We start from the raw sequence: 25830 nt of genomic DNA, 5'->3' as shown, positions 1-25830 counted from the left end.
AGATGTTATGTCAATAGTTGTATGTGAAAAATATAAAACTTAATGTTTGTTAATACAATTCTCACATGTTCCGTAGAAATGAGCAGTGTGTCCGGTAATCTGACCGCTGAAGTTGGCGGAAGCAAGCTCATTGATATGCTCCATACCTTCCATTTCCAAATCGATAACACTGTTGCATTTTGTACAGATAAAATGATAGTGAGGTGCCGTATTGGCATCAAAACGATCGCCGCCCTCACCTGTGGAAATCTTCAATATTTCTCCTATATCAGAGAGAAGTGAAAGATTACGGTAAACAGTTCCCAAACTTATATTAGGAAATTCCTGGCGAATATTTGTATATACCGTGTCGGCAGTGGGGTGATCGGTTCTGCTCATCAGAAATTCTTTGATTGCTTCCCGCTGGCGGCTATATTTTAACGTTTGCATAGTAGTCCTCCTTCCATGAAAATAACTATATTTAAGTAATAAAGAAGTAAAGGTTGAATACGCGGTGTAAATACTTATTACTTAGTAAAAATAATAACAATTATCAATATTAATTATAAACGATACCGGAAAACCTGTCAATCATTCTTCTTGTCATATTTTTGATACTTGTACATATATTAATGATAGGAATAATAAATATTTTATTTACAGCCCCCAAAAACTAAATTAGTTTAAATTATTTAAAATATCATAATGAAATTACATAAAATTATAATAATTTCATAAAATTTATTCAAAATTTAATGCGTCTATGGTATAATAAGAACAAACCATTTTACTAATAAAAAGAAAATGAGTGCAATTTTCATATGGTAAGTGGGTTTATCATGGAAGTATTTACTAAAACAGCAAGAGGTGATTACATGGTTAAGAAAGAGATGATAGCAATGCTCCTTGCGGGTGGACAAGGCAGCAGACTAGGGGTGTTAACTTCTAAAGTAGCAAAACCTGCAGTTAGTTTTGGTGGAAAATACCGAATTATTGATTTTCCGTTAAGCAATTGTATTAATTCAGGTATTGATACAGTCGGGGTGCTGACACAGTATCAGCCATTGAGGCTTAACACACATATCGGTATCGGTATTCCGTGGGATTTGGACAGGAATATCGGGGGTGTTACCATATTGCCTCCTTATGAGAAGAGTGCAAACAGTGAGTGGTATACCGGTACGGCGAATGCCATTTATCAGAATATGGATTATATGGAATCTTATAATCCGGAATATGTGCTAATTCTTTCAGGTGATCATATTTATAAAATGGATTATGAGGTAATGCTGGACTTTCATAAGGAAAATAATGCAGATGTTACGATTGCAGTAATGCCTGTGCCGTTGGAGGAAGCAAGCCGTTTCGGAATTATGATTACGGATGAAGAGAACCGTATCACAGAGTTTGAGGAAAAGCCGGAAAAGCCAAGAAGTAATCTGGCATCAATGGGTATTTACATATTTACATGGAAGGTATTAAAGGAAGCCTTGATTACCATGTCCGAGCAGAACTCCTGCGACTTTGGAAAGCATATTATTCCATATTGCCACAGCAAGGGAGAACGGCTGTTTGCATATGAATACAATGGCTACTGGAAGGATGTCGGAACATTAGGATCCTACTGGGAAGCAAATATGGAATTGATTGATTTGATTCCTGAATTTAATTTATATGAAGAGTTCTGGAAAATATATACAAAGAGCGATCGTATCACCCCGCAGTATGTTTCCGGTGAATCCAGTATCGAGAAAAGTATTATAGGTGAGGGAACCTCGATTTATGGGGAAGTATACAATTCTGTAATCGGTTCGGGAGTTACGATAGGAAGAGGTGCAGTTGTCCGTGACTCTATCATTATGAAGGATGCGGAAATCGGAGATAACTGTGTGATAGACAAAGCAATTATTGCAGAAAGTGTTGTAATTGGTACTGATGTTGAGCTGGGAGTTGGTGAGGAGGAACCGAATAAAATAAAGCCTGACATTTATTCCTTTGGTTTGGTTACTGTGGCAGAGAATTCTGTTATTCCTGCTCATGTTAAAATTGGTAAAAATACAGCAATATCGGGAGCTACAACAACAGAAGACTATCCGGATTCTATACTGGAAAGTGGAGAAACATTAATTAAGGCAGGTGATAGACAATGAGGGCAATTGGAATTATTTTAGCGGGTGGAAACAATAATAAAATGCGCGAACTGTCTAACAAGCGTGCAATTGCGGCAATGCCAATTGCAGGATGCTACCGGAGCATTGATTTTTCACTGAGTAATATGTCGAATTCGCATATTCAGAAGGTAGCTGTTTTGACACAATACAATGCCAAGTCACTCAATGAGCATTTAAGCTCCTCGAAGTGGTGGGATTTCGGTAGAAAACAGGGTGGACTGTTCGTATTTACTCCTACTGTAACAACCGACAACAACTGGTGGTTTCGAGGAACGGCGGATGCGCTTTATCAGAATTTAGGTTTTTTGAAAAGCAGCCATGAGCCATATGTTGTCATCGCATCGGGTGATTGTATTTACAAGCTGGATTACAATAAGGTACTGGAATATCATATCTCCAAGAAGGCAGATATCACGGTTGTGTGCAAGGATATGCCGGTAAATGAGGATGTAAGCCGCTTTGGTGTACTGAAAATGAATGAGGATGCGAGAATCGAGGAGTTTGATGAAAAACCGATGGTTGCCCGCTCTAACACCATTTCAACAGGTATTTATGTAATCAGACGTCGCCAACTTATCGAACTGATTGAGCGGTGTGCAGAGGAGGACAGACATGATTTCGTCAAAGATATCTTGATTCGATACAAGAATTTGAAGCGAATTTATGGCTATAAAATTAAAGACTATTGGAGCAATATTTCTACGGTGGAAGCTTATTTTAAGACAAACATGGATTTTTTGAAGCCGGAGATTCGGGATTATTTTTTCAAGCAGTATCCTGATATTTACTCCAAAGTGGACGACTTACCTCCTGCAAAATACAATCCGGGAGCTGATGTGAGGAACAGCCTGATTTCAAGCGGCTGCATCATCAACGGTCAGGTCGAGAACTCCATTGTGTTTAAAAAAGTTTTTGTTGGAAATAATTGTGTTATAAAAAATTCTATCATACTGAATGATGTTTATCTTGGCGATAATATTCATATAGAGAATTGTATCGTGGAAAGCCGTGACACAATTCGAGCGAACTCATACCACTGTGGCGAGGATGGAATCAAGATCGTGGTAGAAAAAAATGAGAGGTATGTTTTATAGCTGAACTCTAAGGCAGAAGAAAGGGGTACGAGACATGAAGATTACAGATGTACGGGTACGAAAAGTAGCAAAAGAAGGAAAGATGAAGGCAGTTGTTTCAATCACGATTGATGATGAATTTGTAGTTCATGACATCAAGGTAATTGAAGGAGAAAAAGGATTATTTATCGCCATGCCAAGCAGAAAAGCATCAGATGGAGAGTATCGGGATATTGCCCATCCAATTAACTCCGATACAAGAGAGAAAATTCAACAGATTATTCTGGATAAATATGCGGCTGCGCTTTTGGAGGACGAGGAAGCATAGTCAGAAGATATTGACCAAGAAATGTCATCTAATAAAATGGAAAGCTCAAAGGAGGGCTTTCCATTTTTGTCAGTTAATATCATAGGAAATTGCAAGGCAATTTCCTATGATATTAAAACTATTTATGCGCACCTCGCGGAGTGGAAGTTGTTGCTTCGCAACCCGCTCGGGCGCGAAGTGTGAGCTTTGCTCACACTTTCTTGTAGCATGCGGTGTATTTGACGTTTCACCTACACTTTTTTCGTGACAAATACTGCTTATTACTGTAAAATAAAATAATGGAAGAAATTGCAGGAGGGTATCAAATGGATAAGCTAAAAGCTGTCATTCTGGCAGCAGGAAAAGGAACAAGAATGAAATCAGATTTGCCAAAGGTAGTTCACACCGTGAACGGGAAGCCGATGGTGGAATATGCAATAGAAGCAGCAAAGGGTGCCGGAGCAGACGAAGTGTGTCTCGTGGTAGGCTATAAGAGCGATGTGGTAAAGAGCAGTGTGACTTCAAAGGTTGAATATGCTTTACAGCAGGAGCAGCTTGGAACAGGACATGCGGTAAAATGTGCAAAGGACTTTATTGGAACAGAGGGTGAGACGTTGATTTTATTTGGCGATACCCCGCTGATTACGGGCGGCACCTTGAAAAAGTTAGTGGAGTTTCATAGAACGAACCAAAATAAAGTGACCGTGCTGTCTGCAATAGTGGATGACCCGACAGGTTACGGAAGAATTATTCGTGACAAGGACGGAAGTTTTTTAAAGAGCGTGGAGCACAAGGACGCAAGTGTCGATGAACTTTTGTCCAAGGAAGTAAACTCCGGCATGTACGTTTTTGATGCGAAGGAGCTTAGCGAAGCACTTGACCAGCTGAAGACAAACAATGCACAGGGAGAATACTATCTGCCGGATACGCTTACAATAATAAAGGAAAAGGGTTACCCAGTTGATGCCTATGTGCTTGAGAATGCGCAGGAGATGACCGGTGTAAATGACCCAGAGCAGTTAGAAGAAGTTGAGAGAATTGTGAAAGATAGGTAAGGTAAAATGTATATCATAGCAGGACTTGGAAATCCAACCAGGGATTATAAGGGAACAAGGCATAACGTGGGTTTTGACGCAATCGATGCGATTGCAGAGAAATATAAAATTGGAGTGGATTCCAAAAAGCACAAAGGAATTTTCGGTACAGGCTATATTGAAGGCTACAAGGTTGTTTTGGTAAAGCCGCAGACCTATATGAACTTAAGCGGAGAGAGTATACGGGAATTCATGGATTATTATAAAATAAATCCCGAGGATGAGCTGATTGTCCTCTTTGACGATATTGATTTGGATGTAGGGCAGCTTCGCATCCGTAAAAAGGGAAGCGCCGGAGGGCATAACGGTATTAAAAGCATTATTTCCCATGTGGGAACTCAGAATTTTATGCGCATCAAAATTGGAGTCGGCGAAAAGCCAAAGCATATGGACTTAGCTGATTATGTGCTGGGGCATTTTTCAAAGGAGGAGCGCCCGGTTGTCGATGAAGCGATCGACAATGCAGTGAAAGCTGTTGAGCTCATGATTACGCAGGATGTCGATGCGGCAATGAATCTATATAATCAAAAGGTAAGGTAACGGATAAATGAACGCATTAATCAGTCCTTTACAACAAATGAATGAATTTAATGAGATAAAGACCGCTTTGCAGAAGAAAAGTGGTCTTATTCAAGTGTCCGGATGTATCGATTCACAGAAATCTCATTTTATGTTTGGTTTGTCACAAGGGTTTCAAAATAAAATTATTATAGCGGCAAACGAGCTGAAAGCAAAGGAAATATATGAGGATTATAAATGCTTTGACAGAGAGGTTATGCTTTATCCTGCAAAGGATTTGATTTTCTATAACGCCGATATTCACGGAAACTTAATCGCCAAACAGAGAATTAATGTGATAAAAGCCATTCTTCAAAATAAGGGCATCACGGTGATTTTGACGCTGGACGGTTTGATGGACTATCTCGTTCCGCTTGAGGCGGTCAAAAAGTCGCTCATCCATATCACGAGCGAATCGGTCGTGGATATTGAGAAACTAAAACGTGAGTTGGTTGCGCTTGGCTATGAAAAGACTGCGCAGGTGGAAGCAGCGGGACAGTTTGCTATCCGCGGAGGCATTATCGATATTTTTTCACTGACGGAGGAGAATCCATATCGAATTGAGCTTTGGGATGAAGAGGTGGATTCCATCCGAAGCTTTGACGCGGAGAGCCAGCGCTCCATTGAGCAGCTCGACGAGATTGTTGTTTACCCTGCTGCGGAGATTATTCTGGATGATGAGCGTCTTCATACAGGTTTGAAAAAAATTGAAAAAGAGGCAAAGCCATATATCGAAAAGCTTCGAAAGGAAATGAAGACAGAGGAAGCCTTTCGTATCAAAAGCTCCGTGGACGAGGTGAGGGAGCAGCTTGTAGAGTTTGGCGGACTTGGAACAAAGGGTATTGACAGCTACATCAAATATTTTTATGAGGATGCGGCTACGTTTCTGGACTATTTTGATTTCGAGGATACAGTTATTTTTCTGGATGAGCCGAACCGCATTTTGGAAAAAGGCGAAACAATCGAAAACGAATTCCGAGAGAGCATGGTTCACCGTATTGAAAAAGGATATATCCTGCCGGGTCAGATGGATATTTTGCTGGAGCACGGACAGGTGATAGGAAAAATCGGAAAGCTTGGCGGACTGGCACTCTGTACGCTGGAGGGAAAGCTTCAGGAATTTAAGGTGACAGCGAAGTTTGGCATCTCTGCCAAATCAGTCAATCCTTATAACAGCAGTTTTGAACTTTTGGTAAAGGATTTGCAGGGCTGGAAGCGATCAGGCTACAAGGTCATTTTGCTCTCTGCCTCCAAGACAAGGGCAGCGCGTCTGGCGCAGGATTTGAGAGACTATGAGCTGAATGCTTTCTATTCTGAGGACCTTGATAAAGAGGTTCAAGCTGGGGAAATCATGACGACCTACGGAAACGTACATAAGGGCTATGAGTATCCTCTTATCAAGCTGGTCATTATTTCAGAGACGGATATTTTCGGCGCAGAAAAGAAGAAAAAGAAGAAGCGCAAAGTATACGAAGGGCAGAAGATTCAGAGCTTCAGCGAGCTGAAGGTCGGAGACTACGTTGTGCATGAAAATCATGGACTGGGTATTTACAAGGGAATTGAGAAAATTGAAGTGGAAAAGGTGGCAAAGGATTATATCAAAATCGAATATGCCTCCGGCGGAAATCTCTATATTCTGGCTACCCAGCTTGAATTAATCCAAAAATATGCAGGAAGCGATGCCAAAAAGCCAAAGCTTAACAAGCTAGGCTCACAGGAATGGAATAAGACAAAGACGAGAGTAAAAGGAGCGGTCAAGGAAATTGCCAAGGATTTGGTACAGCTCTACGCACTCCGTCAGGAAAAAGAGGGCTATATTTACAGTGAAGATACCGTTTGGCAGAGAGAATTTGAGGAAATGTTTCCATATGAGGAGACGGACGATCAGCTCCTTGCTATTGAGGCAGTAAAGCGGGATATGGAGAGCACGAAGATTATGGATCGCCTTGTCTGCGGTGACGTGGGTTACGGAAAGACAGAGATTGCAATTCGAGCAGCGTTTAAGGCGGTTCAGGATGGAAAGCAGGTTGTCTATCTCGTGCCGACGACCATTTTGGCGCAGCAGCATTACAATACATTTGTGCAGAGAATGAAGGATTTTCCGATCAGAGTGGATTTGATGTCTAGGTTTAAAACTCAAACGGAGATGAAGAAAACCGTGGAGGATTTGAAAAAAGGCTTTGTGGATATCGTGGTGGGAACGCACCGGGTGCTGTCAAAGGATGTTGTGTTCAAGGATTTGGGACTTTTGATTATAGATGAGGAGCAACGTTTTGGTGTGACGCACAAAGAGAAAATCAAGCAGCTCAAGAAAAATGTGGATGTTCTCACCTTGACGGCGACGCCGATTCCTCGTACCCTGCATATGAGCTTAATCGGAATCAGGGATATGAGCGTGCTGGAGGAGCCGCCGATGGACCGTATGCCGATTCAGACCTTTATCATGGAATACAACGATGAGATGGTGAGGGAAGCAATCAACCGTGAGCTGGCAAGAGACGGTCAGGTGTATTATGTATACAACCGGGTCAACAACATTGATGAGGTCACAAACACCATCGCAAATCTCGTGCCCGATGCAAATGTGGCATTTGCCCACGGGCAGATGAATGAGCATGAGCTGGAAAAAATCATGTACAATTTTATCAACGGAGAAATCGACGTGCTTGTGTCGACGACCATCATTGAGACAGGGCTTGATATCTCGAATGTCAATACGATTATCATTCACGATGCAGACAATCTGGGCTTATCTCAGCTTTATCAGCTGAGAGGACGTGTGGGTCGTTCGAATAGGACCTCCTATGCCTTTTTGATGTATAAGCGAAACAAGATGCTAAAGGAGATTGCGGAAAAACGTCTTCATGCAATCAGGGAATTTACGGAGCTTGGCTCCGGCTTTAAGATTGCGATGCGTGATTTGGAAATCCGAGGTGCCGGAAATCTCTTGGGAGCCCAGCAGAGCGGTCATATGGAGGCAGTTGGATACGATTTATACTGCAAGATGCTAAATGAGGCAGTCAAATCGCTCAAAAATGCCGATGTCGAGGAAGACAGATTTGATACAACAATCGATATTGACATTGATGCCTTTATACCGGAGAAATATATCGGAAGCGAATTCCAGAAGCTTGAAATTTACAAGCGAATTGCAGGTCTTGAAAATGAAGAGGAATGTGATGATATGCTCGAGGAGCTCATTGATCGCTTTGGAGAGCCGCCAAGATCTGTCACGAACCTTTTGGCAGTCGCGCAGATAAAAGCGTTTGCCGCGTCCGTGTTTGTAACAGAAATTTCGCAAAAAGGTGATACAATCAAATTTACAATGTATGAAAGAGCGAAGGTAAATCCGGCAAAAATCCCGGCTCTCTTGGAGAAATACAGGAATACGATGAAATTTACCGTGGAGACTAACCCGTTCTTTACCTATATACCGCTTAAGAATAAGGATAAGCCGGATACAATCGGAATTGTGAAAAATATTTTAACTGATATAAAGACATTGATTGATGAATAAAAAAAGGCTATAATCTAAAAGAGTGTCACGGCGAGGGTGCCGATGAAAGGAGACAATATGAAGAAGAGTGTAAGTAAACGAATCGTGGGCATGGCAGCAGCCGTATTAGCCTGCGCAAGCTTGGTGACAGGATGTGGCTCTGTCGATTTAAATAAACCGGTTTCGGTAGTAAATGATGAGAATATTCCATTTGGTGTGGCAAAATTTTATGCTAAGAATCAGCAGGTGATTTATGAATCATATTATGGTTCCCTGTTTGGAGACAATATGTGGAATCAGGCTTTAAGCGAGGATATGACCTTTGGAGAATCAACCCTTCAAAGTATTTTAGAGGATTTGCAGGAAATGTACTTAGTGAATCAGCATGCAGAGGAGTATGGGATTACTCTTACGGATGCAGAGATTGGTCTGATTGAAGATACTGCAAAGCAGTTTATGGAAGATAACGATAAAGAAGCGCAGGAGGCAATGGGTGCAAGTGAAGCTATTATCAAGGAGTATCTGACCAAATATACCTTACAGACAAAGATCGCAGCGGCAATCCGCGCAGGAGCAGACACAGAGGTAGCAGATGAGGATGCTGCGCAGAGAACCTTTGGTTATGTATATATTTCCACAGCCGGTTCAACGGATGAGTCAGGCAACACAGTGGAGCTGACTGATGAAGAGAAGGCAGAAAAAAAGGCAGAAGCTCAGGCAATTGTCGATGCAGTGGCAGGCGGTACGGACTTTGAAACAGCAGTTACAGACACCGAACGCAAGGTAAGTAGCGCTTCCTACGGAAAAGATGATGATGCCGGAATGGACGAGGCAGTTATCGCAGCAGCGGACGCTTTGCAGGAGGGAGAGACCTCTGCGGTTATTGAACTAGACAGCGGTTATTACATTGTGAATCTGACAAGTGCTTATGACGAGGAGCAGACAGAGGCAAGACGTGCAGAAATCATTTCTGAGAGACAGGATACTCTTTATGATGATACTTACGCAGCATGGCTTGAGGCAGCAACCATCACGGTAGATGACCAATTGTGGAAGAAAATCAACTTTGATGAGAGTGTGTCAATAGCGACGGATACAACGACAGAGGATACCACAACAACAGGCGATACAACGACAGAGGATACCACAACAACAGATGACAGTACCGCGACAGACGCAGAAGCAGATACTACGACGGCGGAATAATAGTAAAGCTCACACTTTTTTATAAGAAGAGCTGAAAAAGGGAACTTTTGTAATATAGAAAATACAAAAGTTCCCTTTTTTAATTGTATTAAAAAAAGGCACTTGAAACTTAAAAAAGTACGTTTTTTTAAAAACGAAAGACTGTTATATTTTACGTATACAAAAAATAAATGGGGCATCAAGAGGAAGAAGAAAATAATTTAGGAGGATTTAAACATGAAAAAGAAATTTATTTCTACGCTTTTAGTGACAGCTATGACGGCAACGATGCTTGCAGGCTGTGGAAGCAGCAGTACAACAGGAACAGCAACCGGTGAAACAGCAACGGATACAACGGGGCAGGCAGCTGCAACAGAGACTGAGCAGACAGAGACAGCAGATGCTGCTGCGACAGACTCCATCGTGACAGAGCCGACAGAACTTACCCTTATCTTTGCAGACGGAGATGACGGCTATAAAACAGTTATGAATGCGATTGTAGATAGGTTTAATGCTACTTATCCGGACATTACAGTAACAATAGAGCCGGGTAACGGAGGAGCTTACAGTGAGTTCTTAAAGACGAAGGACAGCGTGGGCGAGTTCCCGGACATCATGGAAATGAGAGATACCGCTGTTTATGTGAGAGCAGGAAAGATTGCTCCGCTTTCAGAGGACATCACAAGCCTGTTTAAGACAACAACGGAATTTGACGGAAGTGTATATACCGCTCCGATGGCGGGAGAAAATACAGACGGTATTTTCTACAACAAAGATTACTTTGATAAGAATGGTTTCACAGAGCCGACTACATATGATGAGTTTCTTGAGCTGTGCCAGAAGATTAAGGATAAAGGCGATATGTCACCTTTAGTTGTGGGCGGACAGGATATCTGGCATATGGGCTTCTGGTTCCATAAGGCATACAGTGATCAGGTATTGAGTCAGGATGCAGATTTTATTAAACATGCATATGAAGGAACAAAAGATTTCTCAGACGATACATTCAAGGCAACCTTTGAAGAATTAAAGACTATTATGCAGTATGCACAGGACGGCTGGGCTTCTACACCGGATGCACAGATTGCAACTTTTATGGCAAATGATATGTCAGCAATGATGTTCTCCGGAACTCATATGGTAGCGCAGTTAAAAGCGGCAGCACCTGATATGAATATCGGATGGTTTCCAATCCCAAGTCCGGACGGAAAGATGAGACTTGTGGGCGGAGCAGGTATCAGCGGTCTTGCGATGTCCACAGAGGCAGCAGCAGATTCAAACAAAAAAGCAGCTGCGGAGGAATTTATTAAGTTCTTTTTTGAGTCAAAAAATTACAAAGAATATTGTGAGACAATGAGCGCAATTCCAACTACAGTAAACGACCCTCAGATATCAGCAGAACCTGTATTTGTAGAGATTATGCAGGCAGTGGATGATGCAGATGAAATAGGACCGATGTGGAACGGAAGAAGCGGTGAAAATGAGCTTCCTACGGACTTCAGAAACTTTACTTACAAGACTTTAATTGAAGTATTACAGGGAACAAGAGACATTGATTCTGCAACAACGGAGCTGAACAAGACATGGCAGACGAGCATGGAAAGCTTTAACCCTGTCACAGGAGTTGGCATCGAATAATTGTAATATATCAGAGGAAATTCGAAGGAATTTCCTCTGATGCACTAAAATGATTATGCGCACTCGCGCAAAAGGTGCTGATGCACAGAAAAGGAGCTTGTTATGAACCTAACAAAACAGAAAAAATTTGATAAAGTTGCTTTTGCCTTCATCGCTCCTGCATTTGTTTTTTTTACCATGTTTATTATTGTCCCGACGCTGGCGAGCGTTTACTACAGCTTTACGTCATGGGACGGTATCAGCCCTAACGTGAAATTCATCGGTTTGGCAAATTATAAAGAAATTTTTACAAGTGCAAGATTTGGTAATGCCTTAAAGAATACAGTTATTTTAACCGTCTTTATCTCTATCGTGGAAAATGCGATGGCATTGTCCCTCGCCTTGATTGTAGATAATGTGAGATGGGGAAAAAATATTTTCAGAAGTGCTTTTTATATTCCGGTATTAATCAGTGGTATTGTTTCTGGTTTTATCTGGAAGATTATGTATAATTACAATTTTGGTACAATCAATTCTGTTTTACAGAGTGCAGGGCTTGACGGATTAAAGCAGGATTGGCTTGGAAATACAAAGCTCACCCTTATCATGGTCGGAGTTGTGCTGGTGTGGAAGGGCGCAGGCTACTATATGGTAATTTATCTTGCTTCCTTACAAAGCGTATCAGTGGATCTCATTGAGGCGGCACAGATTGACGGAGCAAGCCCGTGGCAGCGTTTTCGTGCAATTACAATCCCATTGATATCAGGTGCCTTCACAATCAACTTCACCTTATCCTTAATCAACGGCTTGAAGGTCTTTGACCAGATTAACGTTATGACAGACGGCGGACCTGGATTTACAACAGAAACACTTGTCTACCTCCTGTATAAAGTTGGATTTAATGAAGGAAGACAGGGCTTTGGTACGGCGGTAGGAATTATGTTATTGTTCATTATTATTATTTTAAATACATTGCAGCAGAAGTTTTTAAGGAGCAAGGAGGTGCAGATGTAATGGAAAAAGCAGTTAAAAGAGTAAAACCAGGAACAATCCTATTATTTATTGTCACAATTATCCTTGCATTTTTATTTATCTATCCTGTTTTGTTCGCATTAATGTCTGCATTTAAGAGCAACGGCGATATTTTGAAAAGTCCGGCGGCGTTCCCTACCAGCTTGTATTTACAAAACTTCGTAGATTTATTTGCACAGTCAGACTTTTTAACGGCAATTAAGCACTCTCTACTTTTAACGGTTATTTCAGAGATTTTGATTGTGTGTATCGTACCTATGGCAGCGTATGGAATCGAGAGACGAAAGAGCAGGATGACACAGTTTATTTATGCTTTCTTTCTGACAGGAATGATGATTCCGTTTCACTTATATATGTTTCCTTTGTTCAAGGAAATGAAAATGCTTCATATTTTCGGGACAATGGCAGGACCGATTGTCAGCTATATTGCAGGCTCCGTAGCATTTGGATGTCTCCTCTATTGCAGCTTTCTAAAGGGAATACCCTTGGAAATCGAGGAAGCGGCGATGATTGACGGATGTACACCGTTTCAGACTTTCTGGAAGGTCACTTTCCCACTGCTTGGACCATGTACCGGCTCTATGATTATTCTAAACGGTCTTGGTATCTGGAATGATTACTTACTTCCTTACCTGTCACTTCCAAGCAGCAAGGCAAAGACAATAACAGTTGAGATTGCAGCATTTGTCGGACAATATTCGGCTAGATGGGATATTGTTTTTGCAGGAACTATCATCTCAATTGTACCGGCACTTATTATTTTTTGTATGTTCCAAAAATATTTTGTAAAGGGAATTACGGCAGGAGCGGCAAAAGGCTAGAATACAAGCAAACACTTTTCGGACGGAGGGTGTTTGCTTTTGCACATCCTTGTGAATAAGATGCCTCTCCTTGCGGGAAGATAGGAAATTTGATAAGATGATAAAAAGAATCTGTTTTTCTTCAGAGAAGGGAGAAATTGCGATGCAGCCCAAAAAAAAGAGACTTAGTCTTTATCAAAAATTTGCCATTATCATCATTTTGCTTGGCTTGCTCCCAATGCTGATTTTGACGACCTTTATCGCCAACAGCATGATACGGGAATATAAGGCGGCAATGCAGAACCAATATGAACAGGCTGCAAGCTATGTAAACGCCAGCTTGGAATCTATGCTGGATACCTATGATACAATCAGCAAGATGCCGTATTTTTATAACTATTCGATTGAAGGAAACACAATAAAAAATTATCTGGCGTTTGATAATTTAAGACAGATTATATATGGAACCAGCTATGGAGAAGAGACAAAGGATGCACAGCGGCAGGAGGATATGGAGAATTTTCTAAAATATCTTTGCAGCGTGGATAGCTTTATCAACGGAACTCATTTCCTGGCAGAGGATTTAAATAAGGAAGAGCTGGTGTTTCATTACAGCACATACAGTACCTATTTTAAGGATGAAGTATTGTTTAAAAAGGTGATGGATTATGAAACTTTGAATCGTGAGACAAATAAGATGATACTCATTCCGACACATGAAACAGGTTATTTTTATAGTCTGAATAAGCCGGTATTTACGGTGGCAAGAAACTATTTTGACCTGAGAGGTGAGGTCGGAAATACACCGTATATTGGCACTCTTTTCTTGGACATCACGCTTGAGAAGGTGGAAAAGCTGTTTCGCACAGTGAAAATAAGCGGAAATGAAGTCTTCTATGTGTTGAATGAAAATGGAGACTGCTTCTACAGCAGTATGGAGGAAAATATCGGCATCAATATCGCAGATGGAATAAAGGGAATGAAAAATACCGAAGACCAGCTTGTCATCACGACGGAGCCGAACGAATACGGTCTGTATGTTATGGTTGTGATGAATACGGCGGTTGCATTTGAAAATATCAGAAATTTGCAGCATATGATGCAGATTTTTATCGGGGTATGCGTGATTGCGCTTCTTGCAGGTTCTATTTTCTTTTCAAAGAAGCTGACGAAGCCTATCTATGAGATGATGGGACAGATGGCACAGGTGGAAAACGGTAACTTTGAAATTGAGCTTCCGGTTCGCTCCACAGATGAAATCGGAATTTTATCCCAGCGCTTTAACCAGATGAGTCTTGCGCTTAAGACATACATCAATCAGTCTTATGTGGCGCAGATTAAGCAGAATGAGGCAGAGCTTACGGCACTGAAGGCACAGATTTACCCGCATTTCCTTTATAACACGCTGGAGATTATCCGCATGACAGCACTGGAGGATAAGGAGAGGGACAAGGTGCCGATGATGATTGAGGCGCTTGCTGAGCAGATACACTACATCATAGGACCGATGCAGGATATGATAAATCTGGAGAAGGAAGTCGATATTGTGCGAAAGTATGTCTATCTGCTCAATTGCAGAATTTCCGGAAAGGTTCAGCTTATGGTGGACGTGACAGGTGTATCCAAAATTATGGTGCCAAAGCTTATTTTACAGCCGATTGTGGAGAACGCCTATGTGCATGGGATTAAGCCGAAAAACGGAAATGGAAGCATTATGATTGAAGCCAGCGTGAATGAGGGTATTCTGGAAATTAACATAATGGATAACGGCGTCGGAATGGACGGGGAGGCTTTGGAAAAAATCAACAGGCTATTGGACGGAAATGAGCCGGGAATCAAAAATGAATATAACTGGCAGAGCATCGGGCTAAAAAATGTACATGACAGAATTCGTTTTCTTTATGGGGAGGAATATGGAGTTTTCATCACAAGCACACCGTCGATCGGCACAATAGTAAAGCTTAGAATGAGAATTCCCGAAATGGAGGAGAGCAAAAATGAGAATGATTATAGCGGATGATGAGCCGATTATCATACGAGGCATCCAAAAGCTTGTGGACTGGAATTCACTTGGAATTGAAATTGTGGGGGAATACAAGGACGGCAAAAAGGCGCTTGAAGGTATTATCCGCGAAAAACCAGACCTTGCCCTGCTTGATATCTCTATGCCGGGAATGACAGGAATTGAAATATTAAAGGAATGCCGTGCGCTAGGCTGCCAGACACAGATTATTTTTATCAGCGGCTTTCAGGATTTTGAATATGCGCAAAGTGCAGTTAAATATGGGGCAGCAGATTATCTGCTAAAGCCGGTCATCAAGGATGAACTGCTGAATGCGGTGGAAAAATGTCTCGTCGGCATCGGAGAGAAAAAGCAGCAGGAGGAGACCGAAGAGGGACAGAAGGAGGCGGATTACAGCAAGCTTATCGAGGTAGAGGATACGTGCTATGTTCCTGTATATGCCGAGGTTTTGTATAATCCGGATGAAAACGAGCAGATGAAAAAGCTGATTCGTTTTTCCTTTATCAGTTTTCTGGAGGAGTATCTGGAAAAAGAGCAGATTGGAATCACCTTTACCAAGAAGGAGAACATTGCGCTTGTTCTAAAGGGACTTAATATTGAGGAGTGCAAAAGGGTCGTGGAGGAAATGCAAAGAGCTGCAATGCTTGCGACCAGTCATTTTGTCATGTTTATTATCGGAAATGAGGTCCGGAGCATGGGAGAAATCCCTGTTGCGTTTGAACTGTGTATGGGGATGAAGAGGTATTCTTTCTTTGCAAGTTACATGAAGCGTGGCGTGTTTACAGTCTCGGAGGCGGTATTTGTAAATTTAGGAGATGCAGAGCGAATGACAGAGCTTCGTGAGCGGGTACTTGATACTGTAGTGGCGCAGGATTTTGGGAATTTTGAACAGCTATTTGAAAAATTTGTCCGGATGCTCTGTCGTGTATCCGATGGGCGAAAGGAGGATGCTGCTTTCTATTTTTGCAACGCCATAAGACTTATGGAGGAGAAGGTGCTGAACTTACATCTTGCCGGTTTAAAGCCTGAGATGAAGCTTCTTCTGGAAGAAGGGCGAGATGCCGGGAACTATGAGAAAATGGTGGAGCGGTATCGCCTTGTCTTTGAGGAATACTTAAATCTGATACAAAAATCGGTTGCAAGTCATGATAAGAAGGACATTCAAAAGGCAAAGGAATATATCGAAAAGCATTACAAGGAGAATTTGACGCTGACGGTACTGGCGGAGGAGATACACATGAATCCTTACTATTTCAGCAGCTTCTTTAAGAAGAATGCCGGGGAAAATTTTAAGGATTATGTAAACCGTGTCCGCATCCAGCACGCAACCTCCCTCCTTCTGTCTACCGACATGAAGACCTATGAAATTGCAAATGAGGTAGGCTTTAGCGATGCGAGAGCATTTTCAGATGTCTTTCAGAGAATTTACCATGAGACACCGAGCAGCTATCGAAAGAGAGTCAGTGCACAGGAGGAGAAGCGGTAGGTTTGGCTTTGAATCATATAACTATAATAAATAATTTCTACGAAATTCGGAGGGCGTCATGCCTTCCGTTTTTTTAAATTGGCGCATAAAATGCAGCTCATTATGATAGCCGCAAAACTCTGCGAGCTTCTTGATAGGCATGTTGCTGCTTCTTAAGTAAAACTTGGCGTGCTCCATGCGGGCACGGATAATATCCTGCTGAAAAGAGCAGTCGAAAAACTGTTTGTAGAGGTGCTGAAAATAAGAGATACTCAAATCCAGAAGGCGGCAGGCATAGTCCGCAGACCATTCCTCGGAAGGAGTGTTGTACAGACTTGTACGCAGCTTGGAAAACGCTGTGTAGTATTTATGCGAGGAGCTTGCATTTTCTGCCTTTGTCAGCTCGCCTCCAAGCTTATAAAGCAGAGCGTGCATAAGCGAGTCAGAAACTTCCTCAGAGTAGTGTTGTTTTGCATGAAAGGAGTCGGTGAGCAGACTCACATAGCGGGATAATGAGTGAATATCAAGCCCATAAAGAGGCGTATTCATCGGGAGGGACAGCTTGGACAAAAGCTCCTTTTCCTCCTCGCTCATATAAAAATGAATCCAATCGTCGTTGTAACCTGCAATATCACAGCCATAGCGGATGTAAGTATTTTTATCAAAGAGAATCGCCATATTCGGCTCGGTCACTGTGCGTTTTTTATCAATATAAAACCATGCCTTTGTCTTTACAAGCAGAAGAAGATAGTCAGAAAAGCCATGCTCATGTTCAATGTTACATGGAGTTGGATGGTGGGAATTGTGCCCGCAAATGTTTACATGAATCAAGGATATTCACCTCCTAAAAAAGCAGAATAAGTCAGTTAATAGTATTATAGGATATTGTTCTTGAAATGTCAATTCACTACAATGGAATTAGAACAAGACACGCACAGAGAGGACGATTAAAATGAAAGAATACGAAATATGGGCAGAAACAGTTATTGAGAAAATAAGGGAAAAAATGGACTGGGTAAGCGAAAAAAATGCGGACAAAATTCCATATACAACGGATGAGACAGGAAATTATGATGACCGCTCGGATGCTTCTAGAAACTGGAGCATGGATGACGGGCTGAATTGGTGGACAAACGGTTTCTGGGGCGGCATGATGTGGCTGATGTATCAGGATACAAAGGACGAAAAATATGCGAAAATTGCAGCAATATCACAGAAAAAGCTGGAAAAATGCTTTGAGAGCTATTATGGGCTTCACCATGATGTAGGCTTTATGTTTGTGCCGACGGCGGTGACAAATTATAGGCTGACAGGAAATCCGGAATCGAGAAAAACTGCCATGCACGCCGCAAACCTACTTGCTGGGAGATTTAACCCAGTCGGAAAATTTATCCGTGCATGGAATGAGGTGGATGACTCCGATACAAGGGGCTGGGCAATCATCGACTGTATGTTTAATATTTCCTTGCTTTATTGGGCTTCAGAGGAGAGCAAGGACCCGCGTTTCGCGCAGATAGCAAGGCTTCATGCGGATACGGTGCTGGAACATTTTATTAGACCAGATGGTTCCGTTAACCACATTGTAGAATTCAATCCTGAAACAGGGGAGTTTGTAAAAAGCTATGGCGGTCAGGGCTATGACCAAGGCTCTTCATGGAGCAGAGGACAGGGCTGGGCGGTTTACGGCTTTATGAACAGCTATACCCACACAGGCAAGGAAGAATACCTCAACGCGGCAAAGAAAGTGGCACATTACTGTATCGCGAATCTGCCGGAAAGCGGCATTGTTTTGGTGGATTTTAGGCAGCCGAAGGAACCGGCATGGGAGGACTCTTGCGGAGCAGCAATTATCGCGGGAGGTCTTCTGGAAATCGCAAAGGCTGTGCCGGAGCTTGAAAAGGAACTGTATGAAAAAGCAGCCGTTAAAATTTTAAAGGCGATTGCCGAACAGCGTGCTGATTGGAGCAAAAAAAGTGATGCAATAGTTTTAAACTGTACCGCAGCTTATCATGTAAAGAAGCATCATATCACAATGTCCTATGCGGATTATTATTTTATGGAAGCAATTTATAAACTGAAAGGAACCGGAATTTTAATTTGGTAGGTGGTGAGGAAGATGAAAAAGAAAATAGTCAACCCGATTTTAAGAGGCTTTAATCCAGACCCTTCCATTGTTCGTGTCGGTGAGGATTACTATATCGCTACCTCCACTTTTGAGTGGTGGCCGGGAGTGCAGATTCATCATTCCAGAGATTTGATAAACTGGGAACTGCTCACCCACCCGCTAAACCGTGTGTCTCAGCTTGATTTAAGAGGAGTGGGAGCCTCGCAGGGCGTTTGGGCGCCGTGTCTTACCTATGCAGATAATCTTTTTTACCTTGTCTATACGGTCGTAAACTCGTTTTACTGCAATATGTATGATACAAATAATTATTTGGTTACCGCGGCTGATATCATGGGACCGTGGTCAGACCCGATACCGCTGAATAATTTCGGATTTGATCCGTCCTTGTTTCACGATGATGATGGAAGAAAATATATGGTAAGCATGGTGACGGATCACCGTGTTCCGAAAAAGTATGCAGGACGGCTGATACTACAGGAATATTCCCATGAGGAAAAGAAAATGATTGGGGAAGTCAAGGAGATTTATCAGGGTGATAAGGTGTTTTTGGAGGGACCTCATATTTTTAAGAGAGGGGATTATTATTATCTTTTTTCTGCGGACACTGGAACAGGAGAAGGACATGGACAGTCCATCCAGCGTTCCAAATCAGTTTGGGGACCTTATGAGTGGTATGAGAAAAATTCAATTTTGACATCAAGAGAAAATCCGGAGCATCTTCTTCAAAAGTCGGGACACTGTGATTTGGTTGAGACACAAAACGGAGAGTGGTATGCGGTTCACCTATGCGGGCGTGCTTTGGAAAACAGAAACCCGGAGGGAGTTCGCTTTGCCGGATGCAGACGCTATACGTTAGGGCGTGAGACGGCAATCCAAAAAATGGAGTGGACAAAGGATGACTGGCTTGTGCTTGCCAATCACACGAATGTGCCGGAAGTGGAAGTGGAAGCCCCAAACCTTGCAGAGTATCCGTTTCCAAAACAAAAGGAGCGGGTAAACTTTGATGATGACAGGCTGCCGCTTGATTTTCAGTCGCTTCGGATCCCTCTTGATGAGCATTACTGCTCTTTGACGGCAAGAAAAGGCTATCTTCGCATGTACGGAAGAAGCGGGCTGTCATCCAAATTCAGTCAGAGTCTCATTGCAAGAAGATGGACGGAGCTTCGTTTTGAGGCGAGTACCTGTCTGGAATATGAACCGAAGGTATTTAAAAACATGGCAGGGCTTATCTGTATGTATGACACGGACAACTACTTCTACCTTCATGTGACGCATGACGAGGAGATTGGAGCTTGTATTTCCATTTTGACGGCAGAAAATAAAAAGTATGAATATCCGATTGGATTTCTTCCGATTCCGATGGGGATGAAAATCTATCTAAAGGTTCAGGTAAACAGAGATAAGCTGCAATTTTTTTACAGCACAAATGGAGAGGAAGACTATAAAACAATAGGACCGGTGCTTGATGCGAGCATACTGTCTGATGAAGCGTGTGCGGAGGGCTGGTTTACCGGAGCGATGGTTGGAATTTGCTGTCAGGATTTAACAGGGTTTGGGACCTATGCAGATTTTGATTATTTTGAATATAAGACGAAGCAATAAATGCTGAAAGGAAAAAAGAAATGATAGAAAAACGAACAGGGAAGCCATATATCAATGTATGGTTTGGAAACTTTTATAGACCGGCGTACGACGATAAGGAATTTGTAAAGAAAGGCGTAAGCCTTTTAAAAGAGTTGGGATTTAACAGCATACTGCTTGATTCAAAAGCCTGGGAGGATTTCAGAGACCGCTATGAGGGGAAGGAAGCAAGCCCATATGTGGCAATGCAGGAATATATGCAGGAGGAAATCGAAAGGCAAGGCTTGAGCCATGTATTTATGTCCCTTTATCTAAATGCAGATAATCTGTATCCTAATATCCGTTTCAGCCCTCCTATTTACGGGGAATCGGTTGTAAATCCAGACGGCAGCGACGGAAAATGGTATCGTTACTGGTCTGACAAGGCAAAAACCTCTATGCAGGAGCATGTCAGCGGATTACTCAGATACTACGGAGAAAATAATACAAGAATTATGGTAAACCAAGAAGAGAAAAAGCCTATTTGCAGTATGTGGGACCCGATTGTGGCTCCAAGCTTTGACGAAGATGGCAGAAAACGATATCTGTCATGGCTTGAAAAAAATTATGGGGATATTGAAAGCCTTAACCGAGCATATCGCGTAAAATTCAGTGCTTTTGATGAGCTTGAACCAAAGGATTACTGGTTTTCGTGCGCTTATGAGGGCGATAGCTGTTATGATGCGGCAGATATAAAGGCGGATAATGAAAAGTATCAGATGTGGATTGACAATATGAAATGGAGGAAGCAGGAGCTTGTTCTCTATTTTCAGGATATGCAAAAGAGACTGAAGTCGGTAGACAAAGACTTATATCTCTGCCCGACACTGACGCAATGGAGCCATTTTCTTAATATTGATGGTTCAAAAATTTCGAGCGTAGGCTTTAGCGAACTTTGGGACACAGCGATGCGCGGAATTGACTTGTATGAGATTGCACCTTTTGTGGATGCGGCTCAGTTTATCAGCGTTCCGGTGACGCCGCTTGGAGATCCGAATGCCTATGTGGTGTCGGTACAGCACAGCATGATGCGAGCGATGAATGAAGGCAGAGAATTTTTGGGCGGTATTTATTGGGGCAGATTTTTATACCAGCATGTTTATGAGTTTATCTCGCCGTGTGAAATTATCGGCAGCATGGTGGGCAGTGGTATCAACGGATATTCCTCCTATGGAATGTGCGGGCTGGATGATGGCGGGGTACTGCATCGAATGGAAAAGAGCTTTCTGAATTCCCTTTCTGCTGCCAATGACTGGGCAAAAAAGGTTATTCCGCTGCTTGGTCAAAAGAAAAAGTCGTCTGTTGCCTTGCTGTTTCCGAATGCAATGGCAGCCTATGAGCCGATGTCTGTGGAGGGTAATATCGAAAGACGCTATGACCTGCTAGGTTTCTATCAGGCGTGTCTGGACTTTGGCTATGAGGTTGATGTGATTGACATCAACGCTGTCGAGGAAGGCAGGCTGAAAGATTATGCTCTGCTTATTATTCCTGCCAATCAGTCTTATAAAAAGGACAGAAGAGAAAAGGCGGAGGCGACGCTTAAGGACTGGGTGGCGCAGGGAGGCGTATTGCTTCACGGACCAAATGATGAGGTGGTTTACCAAAGCCTTAACATAAAGGGAGAAGCGCATGAAAAGGATGAGATTATTTACCGTGGCGGAGGACTTGTGCAGGGCGATTTATTTGAGACATTTGAGGGAGAAACCTTGCTTGCCGTATATGAGCATTCCGGGAAAGGTGCGGCAGTGTTGAACAGCTATGGAAAAGGAAAGGTGTATTCGCTGGGATTTTATTATGGAAGCAATTATTCAGCGAAAATTGCACCGCATGTTCCGCTGAGCCAGAAAAATAATGAGCTTTATCCGCTTCCGTATATGAAACAGGATATGCTCAGAGATATTTTAAACACTTATGTGGCACCGAATTGCAGCATACAAGAGAAGGGTATTGAGGTAGCAAGCTTTGCGAATGGTCTTGTTATAACAAACCATACCTCAACACCGATATCCGTAGATGAAATAAAAGGAAAGAGATATTTCCAATATGCTCTTGATGAAAATTGTCTGCTTCCTAGGAGTGCTGTGTTTATTGAGTGTTAGAAACACTATAGTTATTTGCCTTGGGAGGTTTTTTAATAATAGCCGGCACGGCAAATCAGCCTCCCAAGGTAACATCCTGCCGGTCATACCAAAGCAGCGCCTGTGAGAACTGCTCCTCTTTAAAATCAGGCCACATCTCATCTACAATATAAAAATCAGAATAGACAGACTGAACAGGCAAAAGGCCGGACAATCTTCTCATGCCTCCCCAACGAATAATCAAATCGATTCGTGAAATATCACGGGAGTGAATGGCAGAGAAAGGCTTTTTGTCCTTTTCTTTTTGTTCAAGACCGGACAAATCCCACTCCCAGCCATAGTTGACAAGGAAATTTACTTTGATTCCGCCGCCGTTGATATCCGTTCTCTTGGTGTAGGGAAGCAGCTCCTTCGGAAAGCATTTTGACTTGGTGTTGCCGATGACGAGAAGGGAACAGCCCTCCTGAGCAATCAGGGAAATGGCGTCAACACATGCCTTGCTGAATGCCTTTAGCTGTTCAGGAGGACGTTTACAGTTGTCCACGGTAAAGCCGTAGTAGGTAATCTCCGAAATACCAAGCTTTTTTGCCAGGCGAAGAACAGACAAACCAGGAGAAAGCCCGTAATCGTATCCGTCTGCCTTGTTAAGATTGTGGTTGACTGCCCAACGTCTGTTACCGTCAGGGATAATTGCTATATGGGAAGGTAGTCTCATTTTTATCTCTCCTATCTAGAATAATAAGAAAGTGTAAGCGTTGCTCACACTCTGGCACGAAGAGCCTTTTTATGCCATAGGAAGCTTGGGGAACGTTCCTATGGCATAAAAAAATACTATGCACGTTTATGCATAGTATTTCCAGCATTCCATATATTAACCAAAAATGTTATGACTGCATAAAGGAACCAAGAATCTCATTTACCAGCTTGCCATCTGCAATGCCCTTTACCTTCGGCATTAATTCCTTCATGATTTTACCCTTATCCTTGGCGGTAGGAGCATCAATGCCAAGAGATGCAAGAACCTCCTGCACGACTGCCTTGATTTCCTCTTCACTCATCATCTTAGGGGCAAACTCCTCCAAAACAGCAATACGGTTTTTGCATTCCTCAATAATTTCTGTTCGGTCGGCAGGGGTAAGCTCCAAGGTTTCCTTTGTCTGCTTAATTTCCTTTAAAACAACCTCGTTTTCTTCCTCTTCTGTCAAATCGCTTCTCTTGTCAATTGCCTTATTCTTTAATGCGGACAGCAGCAAAGAAATGGATTCTTTTCTTTCTTTTTCTCCTGCTTTCATTGCCGCAACCATGGCCGCTCTGACTTCATCAATTTTACTCATTTTGTTACCTCCTATTGTTTTCTTTTTAAATTATAAAATGTATTTCCACATTTGTAAAGAAAAGGGAGACATTTGACAGCAAAAGCCCTAAATGATATTCTTTAAGAATAGAAAAGAATGTGTGCAGTAACCAGAAACGGAGGGCTTATGAACCAGATATTAATTGTGGAGGATGATGAAATTATAGAAGGTGCATTAATTGAAAGTCTTGGGAAATGGGGCTTTACTGCGGTGGGAGTCAAGGACTTATCCAATGTAATTGCAGAATTTACAGAAGTCAATCCGCAGATTGTGCTGATGGATATCTCACTGCCCTTTTACAACGGCTACCACTGGTGCATGGAAATTCGCAAGCTATCCAAGGTGCCGATTATTTTCTTGTCTTCTCGATCGGATAAGATGGATATTGTAATGGCGGTCAATATGGGCGGTGATGATTATATCACGAAGCCTTTTGCGATGGAGGTATTGGTTGCCAAGGTGCAGGCACTTTTGCGAAGAGCATATGATTACAGAGCAGAGACAAGTTGTCTGGAGCATAAGGGAGCGATACTCAATCTAAATGATGCCTCCCTTTCGCTAAACGGTGAGAAAATTGACCTGACGAAAAATGAGTTTCGTATTCTGGAAATACTGATGAAGCACAAGAATGAGGTTGTTTCGAGGGAGCGGATTATGAAAAAGCTATGGGATAACGACAGCTTCATCGATGATAATACGCTTACGGTGAATATGAACCGTTTGAGGAGAAAGCTGGAGGGCGAGGGGCTTTCTGATTTTATTGAGACAAAAAAGGGATTGGGGTATATGGTGCATGATTAGAGCTTATGTAAAATACCAAGCGAGGGTGTTACTCAGTGTGTTCGTTGCACTTGCACTGTTTTCTGGCTTTGAATATTTGCTGAATATCAAGATAAATGATATTTTATACATTGCGTGCCTGTATCTTCTTGTGATGCTGTTTTTTCTGAGCATTGATTTTCTAAGATTTACACAACGATTTCGAAAATTGGAGGAAATTCAGAGAAATATAAGCATCTATGTGCAAGATATCCCGAAGGCGGAAAATCCTTATGAGGAAAAATACAATGAGGTAATTGAGAGTCTGTATGAGGTGATTCAAAGCACCCTGAATCAAGTGGATAGGCAGAACAAGGAAACCTTGGAATATTATACGCTGTGGATTCATCAGATTAAAACGCCGATTGCTGCGATGCACCTTGTGCTGCAAAATATGGAGGACATTCCGCAAAAGTCGGTGTTTTCGCAGGAACTTTTTAAAATTGAGCAGTACGTGGAGCTGGTATTGCAGTTTATTAAAATCGGAAATATTGAAGCGGATTTAGTCATTGGGGAATATACGTTAAAAAGTTTAGTCAGTCAGAGCGTGAAAAAATATTCACTTCTTTTTATTCATAAAGGACTTGGTGTGGAGATAGAAGGCTGTGAGGAGACAATCACGACGGATGGCAAATGGTTTGCGTTTCTGCTTGAACAGCTATTGTCCAATGCCATAAAATATACAAATACAGGAACAATCCGCATTTACACGAGGCAGGTACCGGAGGGCTGGTATCTCACCGTTGAGGATTCGGGCATCGGCATAAAGAAAGAGGACAGAAAGCGGGTTTTTGAGAAAGGATATACCGGCTTCAACGGAAGAATGGACAAGAAAGCAAGCGGAATTGGACTTTATCTGGCACAGAAGGTGGCTGCGGCACTCAATCATGAGATATCCCTTGAATCAGAGGTTGGAAAAGGAACCAAGGTACATGTTTTTATAAGAAATTATATAAAGTGACAAAAATGTAAGAAATAAAAAAGAAATGTAAGCTAAGACTATGGCAGTGCATTTCTTTTTTTATTATGATAG

The 25830-nt window shown here is 42.2% G+C and carries 21 protein-coding genes; 17 read left to right on the top strand and 4 right to left on the bottom strand.

Translation table 11 applies throughout. From position 1 onward, the window contains the following. Positions 1 to 39: 39 nt before the first annotated feature. Positions 40 to 429, bottom strand: a complete 390-nt coding sequence (locus tag CTY48_RS16490) for a Fur family transcriptional regulator (protein WP_099469544.1) — start codon at positions 427 to 429, stop codon at positions 40 to 42. Between the two features lie 425 nt (positions 430 to 854). Here CTY48_RS16490 and CTY48_RS16485 point away from each other — a divergent pair, with 425 nt between their 5' ends. The 12 genes from CTY48_RS16485 (at position 855) to CTY48_RS16435 (ending at position 16821) form a co-directional block, all read left to right on the top strand. After that, complete coding sequence (locus tag CTY48_RS16485; protein WP_099469543.1) at positions 855 to 2129, top strand: glucose-1-phosphate adenylyltransferase; 1275 nt, start codon at positions 855 to 857, stop codon at positions 2127 to 2129. Beyond that, positions 2126 to 3244: a glucose-1-phosphate adenylyltransferase subunit GlgD gene (gene glgD / locus CTY48_RS16480; protein WP_099469542.1), complete on the top strand. Its 1119-nt coding sequence runs from the start codon at positions 2126 to 2128 to the stop codon at positions 3242 to 3244. Before CTY48_RS16485 ends, glgD begins: the two co-directional genes overlap by 4 nt. A 34-nt stretch (positions 3245 to 3278) precedes the next feature. Beyond that, the gene (gene spoVG, locus CTY48_RS16475; RefSeq protein WP_099469541.1) at positions 3279 to 3551 is read left to right on the top strand and encodes a septation regulator SpoVG; all 273 of its coding nucleotides are present in this window, start codon (positions 3279 to 3281) and stop codon (positions 3549 to 3551) included. Between the two features lie 305 nt (positions 3552 to 3856). Beyond that, positions 3857 to 4585: a sugar phosphate nucleotidyltransferase gene (locus CTY48_RS19750; protein ID WP_180272761.1), complete on the top strand. Its 729-nt coding sequence runs from the start codon at positions 3857 to 3859 to the stop codon at positions 4583 to 4585. A gap of 6 nt (positions 4586 to 4591) precedes the next feature. Then, positions 4592 to 5164, top strand: a complete 573-nt coding sequence (pth, locus tag CTY48_RS19745) for an aminoacyl-tRNA hydrolase (RefSeq protein WP_180272760.1) — start codon at positions 4592 to 4594, stop codon at positions 5162 to 5164. A gap of 7 nt (positions 5165 to 5171) precedes the next feature. Then, positions 5172 to 8699 (top strand): transcription-repair coupling factor, encoded by a 3528-nt coding sequence (gene mfd / locus CTY48_RS16465; protein ID WP_099469540.1) that lies wholly within the window; start codon positions 5172 to 5174, stop codon positions 8697 to 8699. 57 nt (positions 8700 to 8756) lie between these two features. Next, the gene (locus tag CTY48_RS16460) at positions 8757 to 9884 is read left to right on the top strand and encodes a peptidyl-prolyl cis-trans isomerase (RefSeq protein WP_180272759.1); all 1128 of its coding nucleotides are present in this window, start codon (positions 8757 to 8759) and stop codon (positions 9882 to 9884) included. 216 nt (positions 9885 to 10100) lie between these two features. Further along, entirely contained in the window at positions 10101 to 11501 is a 1401-nt protein-coding gene (locus CTY48_RS16455; protein WP_099469538.1) for an ABC transporter substrate-binding protein, read from the top strand. 102 nt (positions 11502 to 11603) lie between these two features. Continuing rightward, positions 11604 to 12494: a carbohydrate ABC transporter permease gene (locus CTY48_RS16450; RefSeq protein ID WP_099469537.1), complete on the top strand. Its 891-nt coding sequence runs from the start codon at positions 11604 to 11606 to the stop codon at positions 12492 to 12494. Continuing rightward, complete coding sequence (locus CTY48_RS16445; RefSeq protein ID WP_099469536.1) at positions 12494 to 13333, top strand: carbohydrate ABC transporter permease; 840 nt, start codon at positions 12494 to 12496, stop codon at positions 13331 to 13333. Before CTY48_RS16450 ends, CTY48_RS16445 begins: the two co-directional genes overlap by 1 nt. Positions 13334 to 13430: 97 nt before the next feature. Then, complete coding sequence (locus CTY48_RS16440; RefSeq protein ID WP_236355003.1) at positions 13431 to 15332, top strand: cache domain-containing sensor histidine kinase; 1902 nt, start codon at positions 13431 to 13433, stop codon at positions 15330 to 15332. Further along, positions 15310 to 16821, top strand: coding sequence for a response regulator transcription factor (locus CTY48_RS16435; RefSeq protein ID WP_099469535.1), 1512 nt, complete (start codon positions 15310 to 15312; stop codon positions 16819 to 16821). The genes CTY48_RS16440 and CTY48_RS16435 overlap by 23 nt, the downstream gene beginning before the upstream one ends. A 21-nt stretch (positions 16822 to 16842) precedes the next feature. Here the strand turns inward: CTY48_RS16435 and CTY48_RS16430 are convergent, their stop codons facing one another. Continuing rightward, positions 16843 to 17631, bottom strand: a complete 789-nt coding sequence (locus CTY48_RS16430; protein ID WP_099469534.1) for a helix-turn-helix transcriptional regulator — start codon at positions 17629 to 17631, stop codon at positions 16843 to 16845. A gap of 121 nt (positions 17632 to 17752) precedes the next feature. Here CTY48_RS16430 and CTY48_RS16425 point away from each other — a divergent pair, with 121 nt between their 5' ends. Genes CTY48_RS16425 through CTY48_RS16415 form a run of 3 tightly spaced genes read left to right on the top strand, consistent with a single transcriptional unit; the run spans position 17753 to position 22644 of the window. After that, on the top strand, positions 17753 to 18904 hold the full coding sequence (locus CTY48_RS16425; RefSeq protein WP_099469533.1) for a glycoside hydrolase family 88 protein: 1152 nt from the start codon (positions 17753 to 17755) through the stop codon (positions 18902 to 18904). Between the two features lie 12 nt (positions 18905 to 18916). Then, positions 18917 to 20527 carry a glycoside hydrolase family 43 protein gene (locus CTY48_RS16420; protein WP_099469532.1) on the top strand — a complete coding sequence of 537 codons (1611 nt, stop codon included), beginning with the start codon at positions 18917 to 18919 and terminating at the stop codon, positions 20525 to 20527. Positions 20528 to 20547: 20 nt separating this feature from the next. Continuing rightward, positions 20548 to 22644: a type 1 glutamine amidotransferase family protein gene (locus CTY48_RS16415; protein WP_099469531.1), complete on the top strand. Its 2097-nt coding sequence runs from the start codon at positions 20548 to 20550 to the stop codon at positions 22642 to 22644. A gap of 55 nt (positions 22645 to 22699) precedes the next feature. Here CTY48_RS16415 and CTY48_RS16410 read toward each other — a convergent pair whose 3' ends face one another. Both CTY48_RS16410 and CTY48_RS16405 read right to left on the bottom strand, forming a co-directional pair. Then, a complete protein-coding gene (locus CTY48_RS16410) occupies positions 22700 to 23338 on the bottom strand; it encodes an undecaprenyl diphosphate synthase family protein (RefSeq protein ID WP_099469530.1) in 639 nt (212 codons plus the stop codon). Positions 23339 to 23507: 169 nt separating this feature from the next. Next, positions 23508 to 23957, bottom strand: a complete 450-nt coding sequence (locus tag CTY48_RS16405; protein ID WP_099469529.1) for a GatB/YqeY domain-containing protein — start codon at positions 23955 to 23957, stop codon at positions 23508 to 23510. A gap of 147 nt (positions 23958 to 24104) precedes the next feature. On the opposite strand from CTY48_RS16405, the gene CTY48_RS16400 reads away from it, so the two are divergent. Continuing rightward, the gene (locus CTY48_RS16400) at positions 24105 to 24779 is read left to right on the top strand and encodes a response regulator transcription factor (RefSeq protein WP_099469528.1); all 675 of its coding nucleotides are present in this window, start codon (positions 24105 to 24107) and stop codon (positions 24777 to 24779) included. After that, a complete protein-coding gene (locus CTY48_RS16395) occupies positions 24772 to 25758 on the top strand; it encodes a sensor histidine kinase (RefSeq protein ID WP_099469527.1) in 987 nt (328 codons plus the stop codon). Before CTY48_RS16400 ends, CTY48_RS16395 begins: the two co-directional genes overlap by 8 nt. The last annotated feature ends 72 nt before the right edge of the window (positions 25759 to 25830 follow it).

It is taken from the genome of Konateibacter massiliensis (assembly GCF_900184995.1).
Taxonomy (GTDB): Bacteria; Bacillota; Clostridia; order Lachnospirales; family Lachnospiraceae; genus Lachnotalea; species Lachnotalea massiliensis.
The sequence above is the reverse complement of the archived record's forward strand: the minus strand, read 5'-3'. Positions and strand labels throughout refer to the sequence as shown.